Source organism: Acidobacteriaceae bacterium, assembly GCA_035944135.1.
In the GTDB taxonomy this organism is placed as follows: Bacteria; Acidobacteriota; Terriglobia; order Terriglobales; family Acidobacteriaceae; genus Granulicella.
Map to the genome: position 1 here is coordinate 561,892 of DASZBM010000001.1, position 12,206 is coordinate 574,097.

Annotated in this window: 9 protein-coding genes; 4 read left to right on the plus strand and 5 right to left on the minus strand. The window is 59.8% G+C overall.

Features of this window, described 5'->3' with window-relative positions:
* The first annotated feature begins 14 nt into the window (after positions 1–14).
* Together VGU25_02185 and gluQRS are read left to right on the plus strand one after the other, a co-directional pair.
* A complete protein-coding gene (locus VGU25_02185) occupies positions 15–1,562 on the plus strand; it encodes a S53 family peptidase (protein HEV2575996.1) in 1,548 nt (515 codons plus the stop codon).
* Between the two features lie 38 nt (positions 1,563–1,600).
* Positions 1,601–2,431 (plus strand): tRNA glutamyl-Q(34) synthetase GluQRS, encoded by an 831-nt coding sequence (gene gluQRS, locus VGU25_02190; GenBank protein ID HEV2575997.1) that lies wholly within the window; start codon positions 1,601–1,603, stop codon positions 2,429–2,431.
* Between the two features lie 242 nt (positions 2,432–2,673).
* On the opposite strand, the gene VGU25_02195 is transcribed toward gluQRS, so the two are convergent.
* From VGU25_02195 to dnaG, 4 genes are read right to left on the minus strand one after another with little or no spacing between them, the layout of a single operon-like run.
* The gene (locus VGU25_02195) at positions 2,674–5,148 is read right to left on the minus strand and encodes a DPP IV N-terminal domain-containing protein (protein ID HEV2575998.1); all 2,475 of its coding nucleotides are present in this window, start codon (positions 5,146–5,148) and stop codon (positions 2,674–2,676) included.
* A gap of 36 nt (positions 5,149–5,184) precedes the next feature.
* The gene (locus tag VGU25_02200) at positions 5,185–6,597 is read right to left on the minus strand and encodes a lipopolysaccharide biosynthesis protein (protein HEV2575999.1); all 1,413 of its coding nucleotides are present in this window, start codon (positions 6,595–6,597) and stop codon (positions 5,185–5,187) included.
* A 4-nt stretch (positions 6,598–6,601) separates the two neighbouring features.
* Positions 6,602–7,609 carry a glycosyltransferase family A protein gene (locus VGU25_02205; protein HEV2576000.1) on the minus strand — a complete coding sequence of 336 codons (1,008 nt, stop codon included), beginning with the start codon at positions 7,607–7,609 and terminating at the stop codon, positions 6,602–6,604.
* 29 nt (positions 7,610–7,638) lie between these two features.
* Positions 7,639–9,429, minus strand: a complete 1,791-nt coding sequence (gene dnaG, locus VGU25_02210) for a DNA primase (GenBank protein HEV2576001.1) — start codon at positions 9,427–9,429, stop codon at positions 7,639–7,641.
* Between the two features lie 240 nt (positions 9,430–9,669).
* Between dnaG and VGU25_02215 the strand changes: the two genes are divergently transcribed.
* Entirely contained in the window at positions 9,670–10,908 is a 1,239-nt protein-coding gene (locus tag VGU25_02215) for a YXWGXW repeat-containing protein (protein ID HEV2576002.1), read from the plus strand.
* 125 nt (positions 10,909–11,033) lie between these two features.
* Entirely contained in the window at positions 11,034–11,801 is a 768-nt protein-coding gene (locus VGU25_02220; GenBank protein ID HEV2576003.1) for an RNA methyltransferase, read from the plus strand.
* Between the two features lie 44 nt (positions 11,802–11,845).
* On the opposite strand, the gene VGU25_02225 is transcribed toward VGU25_02220, so the two are convergent.
* Complete coding sequence (locus tag VGU25_02225) at positions 11,846–12,205, minus strand: cytochrome C oxidase subunit IV family protein (GenBank protein ID HEV2576004.1); 360 nt, start codon at positions 12,203–12,205, stop codon at positions 11,846–11,848.
* Between the last annotated feature and the right edge of the window lies 1 nt (position 12,206).

Sequence of the window (12,206 nt, forward strand, 5' to 3'; positions counted from 1 at the left end):
GCCGGAGGATCGCGATGTCACCAGCTTCACACTTTTCGAGTCAGAGACGAGTTCCCCTGAAGGGCAGCGCTCGCGAACCGTTCGACGTGTCGCGGGCAGGCGAGTTTATATCGCAGGCGACCGATGAGGAGCAGATCACAGTATCGGTCGTTCTAACGTCAAAGACACCGATCGATCCCAGCGTGAGGCTAACGCGGGAGCAGTTTGCGCAACAACACTGCGCGGATGACACGGCGGAAGAGGTTGTTCGCGGCTTCGCGCAGGAGTTTGGGCTAAATGTAGACGCGCCGAAAGAGCGAGGGCGACGAACGTTGCAACTGACTGGCTCCCGGGATGCAATGGAGCGAGCTTTCGGTGTCACATTCCAGCGACATGTAACGGACGCGGGCACGTTTCGCCTGCGCGAAGGTGAGCTCACGCTTCCGGAGGAATTGTCTCCCCACGTTGTCGCGGTGCTGGGCCTGGACAACAGGCCGCAGGCGAAGTCGCATCATCGGATCGCCACTCCACGCGCCGGAAACGTGAGCTATACACCGGTTCAGGTTGCGCAGTTTTATGGCTTTCCGGCGAATGCCAGTGCGGCTGGTCAGACGATTGCGCTGCTTGAACTTGGCGGCGGATATGAGCAGGCGGACATTACAGCGTATTTCCAGAGCATTGGCGTGCCCGCTCCGAAGGTGACTGCGGTTTTTGTAGACAAAGGAACGAATTCGCCTGGGGATCCGAACGGCGCCGACGGCGAAGTAATGCTGGATATCGAGGTATCGGCGGGAGTGGCGCCGGGAGCGAATGTCGTTGTGTACTTCGCACCGAATACGGATCAGGGGTTCATCGACGCAGTTACAACGGCTGTCCATGATTCGACAAACAAACCGAGCGTACTGTCGATCAGTTGGGGTGGGCCGGAGTCCACGTGGACGCAACAGGCAGTGACTGCGCTGGATCAGGCGTGCCAGGCGGCGGCCGCGGTGGGCGTGACCATCACGGTGGCGTGCGGGGATGACGGCTCGACGGATGGAGTTTCGGGCGGAGGCAATCACGTGGACTTCCCTGCTTCGAGCCCCTTTGTGCTCGCGTGCGGCGGAACGAAGCTCGTGGCCAGCGGGACGACCGTGACGAGCGAGGTCGTGTGGAATGACCTCTCGTCGAACGAGGGCGCGACGGGCGGCGGTGTGAGCGCGTTGTTTGGCCTTCCTACGTGGCAATCGAACAGCAACGTGCCGGCCGCGCCGACGAGTGCCGGAGGGCGTGGCGTGCCGGATGTGGCAGGTGATGCGGACCCTTCCACCGGATATACCGTTCGCGTTGACGGCGAGACAACAACGATTGGAGGCACGAGTGCAGTCGCGCCGCTTTGGGCGGGGTTGATAGCGCTGGCGAACGCGGCGAACGGGCAGGACGTGGGCTTCGCGAATCCAGCGCTCTATGCTGCCAAGAGTGCGTTTCGAGATATTACGAGTGGAAACAATGGTGCGTTCAGCGCAGGTCCGGGCTGGGACGCGTGCACGGGACTGGGCAGCCCGCATGGCGCTTCGGTGATTACGGCGCTTACTTCCAAGTAGCGAGAAAGGCGATTGGCGTCTGGCATCATGAGAGTGCTATGGACGCACGCTATGCAGGCAGGCTGGCGCCCTCTCCGACGGGATTGCTGCATTTGGGGCACGCCCGCACCTTCTGGATTGCGGCGCAACGCGCTCGCGCGGCCGATGGGATCTTGTGGCTGCGCGATGAGGATCTCGACCCGCAGCGATCGCGCGAGGAGTTCGCCGAAGCGATGCGCGAGGACCTGCACTGGCTGGGAATAAGGTGGGACGCTGAGATGCGGCAGAGTGAGCGTCTGCACGTCTACCGCGGCGCCATGGAGCAGCTGGTACGCGGTGGGTTCGTCTACGCGTGCCAGTGTAGCCGTAAGGACTTGCAACAGGCCGTCCAGGCGCCACATGACGACGATGACGAACCTGTTTATAGCGGGCGATGCCGGCCTGCCGCAACCAATGTGGAAACCGAGCTTCGGCCGGACACGAACTACCGGTTTCGCGTGCCGGATGGTGAGGCTATCAGCTTCGTTGATGGCCAGGCGGGGCCGCAAAGCTTCAGGGCCGGGTGTGGAAATGGCGTGGATTTCGGTGACTTTGTGGTGTGGAGAAAGGATGGGCTTCCGAGTTATCAGCTTGCCTGCGTGGTCGATGATGCGGCGATGGGGATTACGGAAGTGGTTCGCGGCCGCGATCTGCTGCGATCGACGGCTCGGCAGATCGTTTTGCAGCGGGCGCTAGGGCTGTCGACGCCGCGCTACTTTCATTGCGAATTGATGCGAGACGAAGCCGGTGTGCGGCTCGCGAAGCGGCATGACGCCCTGAGTCTGCGCGCGCTGCGACAGGCTGGCTACACACCTGCGGAAGTACTTGCACGGTTGAAGTTAGATAGATGAATGCGCGAACAAAATCGATGGAGTGGGGAATAAATGTATGTACCCGGCGGGAAATTTGCCTGCAGTTGGTAACGAATTCAACTCTGCCGCATCTCATGGGAAGGGGTGCAGCATGAGATGTTTTTCGAGCGACGCGGTGCGGTGGGCGGCAGCGTTTTGCGTGGCGCTCCTGCTGCTTGTGAGCTAACCCGGGCGGCTAAAGATTGAAAGGGCAGCCTGCGATTGCCGGCTGCCCTTTCTGTTTAGTTTCCGTTCGGACCGTACATGGCGCGGATCACGTCGTCGTAGCTTTTCATCTGGTAATTTTCAGGCGGGATGCCTCCGGCCAGATAGCGAACGAAGTAGTCCCAGCGCCGGCGCATGATGTACTGCGACTCCTCGCCATAGCCGTGGTGGGCGTTCGGGACCATGAGCATGTCGAAGCTCTTATTCGCGTTCATCAGCGCCTGCACAACCATTAGCGTGTTCGTTGGCGGGACGTTGTCATCCATCGTGCCGTGCACGAGCATCAGATGGCCTTTCAGATTGCCCGCGTAGTTCTGGTTGGCTTGCGCCTCGTAGTTGTCCTCGCCGTTCGGTCCAATGACCTCAAGGCCGGCGTACTTCTCGTCCCAGTCGTCCTCGTAGTCGCGGTTGTCATGGTTACCGCTTTCGGACCAGCCGACCTTGAAGAAGTCGGGGTAGTGGAACATCGCTGAAGCCGTGGCGTTGCCCCCGCCGGAGTGACCCCAGATGCCGACGCGGTTGATATCAATCCAGGGATTTTCGGCTGCGAGTTGCTTGATGCCGGCAACCTGGTCCGGAATGGTGGCCTCGCCCATCTCCGCAGGCGTGTCCGCATGCACGTCGTGGAAGCTCTTGCTGCGGAATGGAGTGCCCATGCCATCGATGCAGACGACGACGAAGCCGAGATCGGCGAGTGCCTGATCGTCGTTGCTCGCAGGCAAGAAGCTGCGCGAACCGCAGGAGCCGATCTGTGGTCCGGGATAGACGTAGTCGACGATCGGATACTTCTTCGAGGCGTCGAAATTGGTTGGCTTCCAGAGGAATCCATAGAGCGGCGTCTTGCCGTCACGCGCGTTCACGGTGATCGGTGTCGGCGGCTTCCAGCCCGCGGCCAATAGCTTCGAGATGTCCTGATGCGCGAGAGTGGCGATGAGCTTCCCGGTATTGTCGCGAAGGACAGCGGTCTCGGGTGTCTCGCGAGTGGAGTAGACGTCGACGAAGGATGCACCGTCGGGAGAGGGTGTAATCGCGTGATCTGCGTTTTCGGGCGTCAGCAGTTGCTGGTTTGAGCCGTCGAAGTTCACGCGATAGTAGTGCGTGAAATATGGATCCTGACCCTTCTCTTTACCGGTTGCGAGGAAGTAGAGGACGCGGTTCTTCTCGTCAACGTTAAGGACTTGCGTAACGGGGCCATCGCCATGCGTGATCTGGTTCTTTAGCTGACCGGTAGTGAGGTCATAGAGATACATCTGGCCCCAATCGCTGCGCTCCGAGTACCAGAGAAATTCATTGGAGGCGGGCAGGTAGAACCAGTTCACTTTGCCCTGACCGGACTCGTAATAGGTGGGCACGTGCTCGTGGTAGATGGTCCGGACTTCGCCGGTTTCGGTATTCGCGACACGGAACCACTCGTCTTTGTGATCGCGCGAGGTGGAGACGAACGCGAGCGTTTTGGTGTCGGGGGAAAACTTCACATCATCCCAGCCGGAGCCGCCGCGACAGCTGACATCGTCGCAGAGTGTGCTGCGGTGTTCGTCGGGCGGCATCTTGAGGCGAACCATCTTGCCGCTGTCCACGTCGATGATGACGCGCTCAATCTTGGTGATGTCCTTGTCGCCGAGGAGCGGATAGCGCCAGGCCTCGAGCGTCGGGTGACGGTTGGTGACGGACACGAGGTACATCATGCCGTCCTTGCGTTGATCCTGTTGAAACGTTGCGATTTTTTTGGAGTCGGGCGACCAGATGAGGATCGGCGCATCGGAATGTGTCCACCCGGCGTTGTCAGTGGCGTAGCCGTAATCCTTCACGCCGTCCGTGGTGAGCTGCCGCTCTTCGCCGGTGGCCTCAACCCGAACCCAGAGATTGTTGTCGCGAATGAACGCCGCGAGCTTCTTGTCAGGGGACACATCAAATGGAGCGCGGCTGCGGCCGGGGCGCGTAGGCCTGGTAGACGTCGCCTGAGGCGGCTTCGGGCGCGCGTTCATCTGCGCGTTCCCGGTTTGCGTGGAACTGACGCCCGCGGGTGGCTGGGCGTTTGGTTTCTGTTCAGGGTGCTGGACGGGCTGCGGAGGAGCTTCCAAAGTGCAGCTCTCTGCGTTGGCGGTGCAATGAAAATTCTGCGAACGCACGGTCACCGCAAATCCTTTTGCCTCGGGTGTGTAATCGTCGATGCGCAGATGGGCGGCGTCGATCTCACGCCCGCTCGCTTTGCTCAGAGCAGCTGCGAGCTTTTTCGTGTCGAAGGCGAGATCTACCTTGCCTGTGCGCGCGTCGGCGATCCGGAAAGCAACGTTGCCAGCAGACGGGTCACGGAAGAAAACGCGCCCGTCGGTGAGATACTTCACGTCGCTCACGGTGTGATCCACCAGCGGGTTCACGTTGTAGCCCATCCAACGCTCGGCCTGCGAATAATCCTGGGCCGTATAGGTTCGCTGTGCGTGGAGGGAAATGGCTGAAGAGACCAACAGAGCGGCGACGAATTTTCTATTCATATCGTTGGCTGAAATGATACTTGGAATCGCCGTCTGTTAGGCATCCGGCTCGGGGTGGGGCGTCTCGGGCTCCCCCGTGCGGCGCAAACGCGCGAGAAGCGCACGCGGGCGCAACGCATTTGGGACGTGCCAGAGCGAACGGAAAAAGCCTCCCCAGGTGTCATGCGAGAGCCGAAGACTCGTCGGCAGGACGTAGGTGTCCATGATGATTTCGGAGAGGATCAAAGACCCCGCAGCCCCGAGCAGGCCGTAGAGGCGTGCCATGAAGTAGGTCACAACGAGCGTGACGCCGGTTGCGGCGATATAGTACGCGGCCAGCTTGCGGTGCTGATTGATGGCTGCGATCAAGGTGGAGCTCGTCGACCAGAGCGAGTAGAAGAGCACGCTGAGCAGTAGCAGGAAAAGCAGCCGTGGGCTTGGTGGGACCTTGTGCGCCGTCCAATGAGTGAGGAACCATGGTCCGATGGTCATCATCGCCATGATCAGAGCCACCGCGATTACAAGAGCCACCTGGCAGGCGCGACGATGGAGCGTGCGCACGAGCTCGAAGTTGCGCGCACCGTAGGAGCTTGAGAGCTCCGGCCAGAATGTGCTGTTGACCATCTGGACCATCTGTAGCGCCACGCGTGAGACAGTTCGTGCGGTGCCGAAGTTGACGACGTCGTCCGGTCCAAGAGCATACTGCACGGCTAGAAGCGTGCCTTGAAGATTGAGTGCGTTGCCGATGGGAAAGCCCATGAATGCCACTGCTGGTGCTGCGAGCCGACGGATCTCGGAGAACTTCGCGTGCGACCAGCCGTACCGCAGCCATGGGATATCGCGGCGCGCCATGATGCAGAGAATGACCGTTCCGGCGGCGTTCGCAACGGCGAACCAGAGTGCGGTCGCGCGTGCTCCGCGCCCCATGATGACGGGCACCAGCATCACGGCGAAGGCAATGAGGGAAAGGCAGCTCTTGATGAATGTGCCGTAGGGATATCGTCCGACGCAGGTGTATGACGACTGGACAAGCTGCTCAAGCTGGCCGAACAAGGTTGCGCAGCCCAGATAGAAGAAGATCCATTTTGCGTCGTCCGGCGTGATGAGGTGCAGCTTCAGCCATTGTCCAATGGGCAGATAGTACAGGGCCGCAGCCAAGGCAATCACTACGATCGAACAGACGCCAATGATGAACCACCAACAGCTTTGAAAGACGCGCAGAGCCTCTTCCTGCTCGCCGCGCGCCATCAGCATGGTCATCTCGTTGCCTGCGACCGAGCCAAAGCCGATGCTGGAGAAGGTGAGGTAACTCGGAATGGCGATGATGATGAGCCACTCGCCATAGAGCGTCTTGTCCCAGAAGTGCAGAAAGACGGGAACCTGGATGAGCTGGATGATGGTGCCGGCGAGGCGGCTGACCCAGTTCGAGATGAAGCCCAACACCAGCCGCCGGCGAGTTCCGCTGTCCATGCGCTTACCGGTTCGCCGCGCTGTGGGCGAGGCGGTGAGCGAGCGGGCGAAGGAGTCCGCGTGCGAAGGACAATATGGTGACCCTGGGACGGATCGACTCGCCGCGCGCGAAACGGTCAACCAGAGGGACTTGGCCATTGGATTTGGCCCAGGACATCAGGTCCGGCACGAGCAGCGCTCGATCTTCCACCGGAAGTTCGCTGCACGCTGCGGCGAGATAGCGTCGAAGGTTGGCGCGGCTTGCGTCCGCAATCCACTTGCGATCCTGCAGCTTCAGACGGTCTGCCGCGAGCGGCATGACTTGACTGAAAATCCGCAGCTCGTCACGGAGCCACATGGGAGCGCGCGCACGAAAGCGATTGCCCTCGTGCCCGACTCGATAACCACTGACGATCTCCGACGTGCGAATGAAGTCTCCGAACGGAGTGAGTTGAAGAAACAGAGCCCAATCTGCCAATGATTCGAGATCACGAGGAATCGGGCCGGATGCAATGTAAGCATCGCGCCGGATTGCGAAAGCCGCAAAGCTGACCTTCGGGCCAAAGCGTTGCGAGAGAAGCGTCGCGGGCGCATGCTGCACTCTCGGGACGCTGAGCAGGTAATCGTGCGAAAGAACGTTCCCCGAGGCATCAATGTTTTGCCATGGTGCTCGGATCAACGCAGCTTCAGGATGCTGCTCGGCGGCCTGCACGAAACACGCACAGAAGTTTGGGAGGGCGAGGTCGTCACTGGAAAGGAGAGTTATCCAGTCGCCCGTCTGCGATGAAAGCGTGAAGTTGTACTGTGCAGTGAGATTCGAGCCAGCAGGCGGCTGGACCACTCGAATGAGGTCCGGATGTTTTGCAGCATATTCCGCGAGGACCGCCGGAGTTTCGTCTGTGCTCTGGTGGTCGGAAACGACGATCTCGTCGGGCGGCCTGGTCTGCGCGAGCAGCGAATCCAGCGTCTGCCGAAGATAGCCAGCCTGATTGCGAGTCGGAATTCCCACCGAAAATCGGATCGGGCTGGCCATGTGAGGATTTTAGCAACCCATTGGTAAAGCTAGGATCGCTGCCTTCGCTCGCGGTCGAGAGCAATCTTCTCCTGCATGAGACGCTGAAGCATCTGCTCGTCGCCACGACGTTGCGCCTCGCTCATAGCGGCGCGCAGCTCGCGGCCGCGCCGATCCCAATAGCGCTCCTGGAGGGTCTGAAGAGCGCCTCGAACTCGCTCGGTAAGGCTTTGGCGGTCGTTATCTGATTCAGGAAGCTCAGAGGATGCGTGGAGCGCGGCGGCCAACAGTGCGCGTGAACTTGCGTCCGGCGCGGCATCGAACGGATTGTCTGGCGGAGGTGCGTTGGTCAGAACCTCGATCACGGGCGCCGTGGAGAGTTCGCTGTACCATCCCGGGTTGGCCGCGAGTGTCTCAGCCGCAAGCGCCCGCGCTGAATCGGCTTCGGGCAGGATGAGCGCGGAAAGCAGAATGCGCTCGACCTCAGTGACGGCGCGCGGCTGAGCCGCACGAACGCTTTCCAGACGCTGCTGCGCGGCCTGTTTCAGCTCCTGCATTACGAGTGAGCTCTCGATGCCGAGCTTCTGCGCGGCGTTGGTCGCGAACTCGTTGCGCACGATCGCGTTCGGAATGCGGCGAATGTGCGGCAGAAGAAAGTTCAGTGCCTTTACCTTCGCTTCAGGTGTTCTCTGCGGAAATTCATTTTGCGCGCGTGTAATCAGGAAGTCAGAGTAACGAGCAGCGCCACGGACAGCCTCGGCGTATGCCTGAATGCCATGTTCACGCACAAATCCATCGGGATCGAGCCCGCCTTCGAGCGTGATCACGCGCACCTCGAACCCGTCTTCTACAAGAAGGCCGAGGGTCTTCTCGGCTGCGTTTTGACCAGCCGAATCAGGGTCGAAGTTGAGCCAGACCTTTTTTGTGAAGCGGGCAAGCATACGCGACTGATGTTCGCCGAAGGCTGTTCCGCTCGTTGCGATGACGTTATCTATTCCCTGCATGAACAACGAGATGCAATCCATCTGGCCTTCGACGAGCAAGGCGGCATCTTTCGCTTTGATTCCAGCCTTCGCTTTGTCCAAATTGAAGAGGACCTGGCTCTTCGTATAGAGCGGAGTCTCAGGTGAGTTCAGATACTTCGGACCGGACTTTTCGTCGGCAGCATCGAGCAATCGGGCGGTAAAGGCAATTGGCTTTCCCTGCTCATTGCAGATCGGGAATGTGATTCGCTTCCGAAAACGCGCGTACAGCGGTCCAGAGGAGCCGTCGTCACGCTCCTTCGAGCTGAAGAGGCCGCTCGCACGCAGCACCTCTTCGCTGAAGAATTTCCCGAGGCGGTCACGCATATCGTTGAAACTCTCGGGGGCATACCCGAGGCGGAAGGTCTTGACCGTCTCCGGCGTAATGCCACGCGAGCTCATGTATTCGCGTGCTCGTGCGGCCTCCGGCGAATGCAGGTTTTGTTGAAAATACTGTGTTGCCGCTTCATGAATTTCGAGAAGCTGTTTGCGCAGGCCTGCCTCACGTGCGTCATGCGCGGAGGAGAACTCGCGCTGAGGCAGCGGGATTCCCATCTTCGTGGCAACTGAGCGCACTGCCTCGGGAAAGCTGACGTTGTCCATCTTCATCACGAAGGTGAAGACATCGCCGTGCTCGTGGCAGCCAAAGCAGTAATAGCTTGCGGTCCCGGGATAGAGGTAGAAGGAGCCGGACTTTTCCTTGTGGAACGGGCATAGGGCGGACCAGTTCGCACCGGACTTCCGCAGCTTGATGTACTCGCCGACGATGCGCACGATGTCTGTCTGCTGCTTGACGGTTTGTGCGAAGTTGTCGGCCATCTATTGCTGTCGTTTCAGTCTATTTGGGTGGTGCGGCGGGGCATTTTGAGGAATTGTGCATACCAGGCAGTTCGGTCGCCTATCGACATTCCCAATCAAGGTTACAGTTTCGCCATTGCCTATGCCCCAAAAGAGACACGTTATTGATCTGCTTCGTGTGAGCAACATAGGCCGGATATCCGGGTATAAGGGGAACGTGTAGGCGTGATCGACGCGATTTGATCCGCTCACGGAGACCAAATGAATACACGCAAGATCGTCTCTAAACTGCTGATGGGGGCCGCACTGGCAATTCCATTTGCAGCCCTGCCCGGAACCAGCGCTCATGCAGCTGTGATTATCTCGGTAAACTTCGCGCCGCCGGCGCTGCCGGTTTACGCTCAACCGATTTGCCCGGGCCCTGGCTATCTTTGGACGCCCGGCTACTGGGCATACGGTCCTGACGGGTATTACTGGGTGCCAGGTGTGTGGGTCCAGCCGCCTGCAGTTGGCGTCCTGTGGACGCCGGCATGGTGGGGCTGGGAGGGTGGCGCGTACGTCTACCACGCTGGTTACTGGGGCCCGCATGTAGGCTTCTACGGCGGCATCAACTACGGCTTCGGCTACACAGGCGTTGGCTTCTTCGGCGGCGAATGGCGCGGAGGCGCGTTCTTCTATAACCGGGCAGTGGCAAACATCGATGTCGTCCATGTCACGAACGTTTATGTCCGGAATGTCGCCGTCGAGAATCATTCGACTGTGGCGTTCAACGGCGGCAGGGGTGGCATACAGGTTCGCCCCACTTCCTTCGAGATGGCTGCGATGCATGAACAACACTTCCAGCCGACCGGCAACCAGCTGAGCCACGAGAGCTTCGCTGCGCAGAATCGCTCGCAATGGGCCAGCTTCAACCATGGACGGCCGACGGTATCGGCTGCGGCTTCAGTGAGCGCGTTCCACGATCATCCGAACAATCCCGGGTTGGCAGCACGTCCGAATCAGCGTGAGGCGAACCAGGACCAGCGCATCGCGAACGGGCTCCGCGACGGGCAGATGACCTCAGGCGAGGCGGCGCGCGCCGAACACACGCAGGCCAATATCGACCAGCAGGTCCATAACGACCGGATGGCGAATGGCGGCACGCTGACGAACCAGGAGCGCCAGCAGATCAACGGTGAGCAGAATGCGGCGTCGCGTCAGATCTATCGCGATAACCACAACGCGAATACCGTCGGCTCGAATGAGGTGAATCAGCGTGAAGCGAACCAGGAGCAGCGGATTGCCAACGGTGAGCGCGACGGACAGATGACCTCCGGCGAAGCGGCACGAGCGCAGGGTTCGCAGGCAAACATAGGCCGCCAGGCTCACAATGACCGCACCGCGAATGGTGGAGGGCTCAACCAGCAGCAACGGCAACAGATGAATCGCGAACAGAATAAGGCCTCCCGACAGATTCATCAGGAGAACCATAACAATAACCGGGACGGCAAGGGACTCTAAACCCTCTCTTCGTCTTAAGACGAGCGGCTGACCTTCGGGTCAGCCGTTCTCTTTATCAGATCGCTCCGCCGCTTGGACGGATGTGCCCATAGACTCACTAGAATCGAAACATGGTTTCGACAGTCATGCGGGCACGATTGACGGTTGGCCTCGTAGGGGCTCGCAATCCATCCAATATCGGCGCAGCCGCACGTGCGATGCGCGACTTCGGCTTCTCCGATCTGCGGTTCGTGAATGAGTATGCGGTCCCGTTCGAGGCCGCTCAGCTTGAGTCAACAAGGTCGGCGGTCGGAGCAGCGGAAATCATGCGAACCGCGCGCGCTTTTGGTTCTGTATCAGAAGCGATCGCCGACTGCACACTTGTCGTCGGAACAACCGCAATCGGTGGACGCCAGGTAGAACGACAAGTGCTTGCGCTTGCCGAGGCGGCGCCTTTGCTTCTGGAGGAGCTGTCGAGCCCGAATGCACGGGTCGCGCTGCTCTTCGGCTCCGAGAAAACTGGCCTGACGAACGATCAACTCAGCCATTGTCAGGTGCTCATTACGATTCCAATGTTCGCTCCTGCAGAGGCCCGACACCTCTCGATGAACCTGGGGCAGTCGGTCGCGGTATGCCTTTACGAGCTGGTGCGCGGTGGCTTCGAGAATGCCAGAGAGCTCCCCGCTATTGGTGAAGCGCGTGTGACGGCAGATACCCGCGAGCGGCTCACCCATCTGCTCATCGAAGCCATGGACCAGACCGGCTATTCGCGGCGGTTTCCGGCCAACGCACGAGAGCACGTGGTACGGCAGCTTGCGATGCATTTAGGCAAAACGCAGGACGAAGCTGCCACATGGATGGGCTTTTTACGGCAAATCCTCCGCAGCGAAAAGAAAGACGCTCCGGGCATCTAGCCTGCGGAGCGCGTTTCAGATTCCAGCTACGTGCAGTTTCCCGATTACCAGAGGCCCCAGGAACGGCTCATGTAATCGCTGAGCGTCATGACGATCAGAGCAAGGAATATGAAGAAACCAGAGGCGATCGTTATCTTGATCAGCCGCGACTGGTACTTTACGTGCATGAAGAACAGGATCACGATGGTTGCCTTAAGGCATGCGATGAACAGCGCAATCACCGGATTCGCCCAGCTCAGATCGATGAACGCCGCGATTACGGTGATTGCGGTAAAGAGAAGCAATGTCCCGAACACCAGCGCATACACGCCCGGAGTGACGATATGGTGCGACCCATGTTCCGGGTTGGTGACGTTTGTCGGATCTTGAGCTTCGGCGTCGTGGTGGTGAGCGGTCTCAGCCATC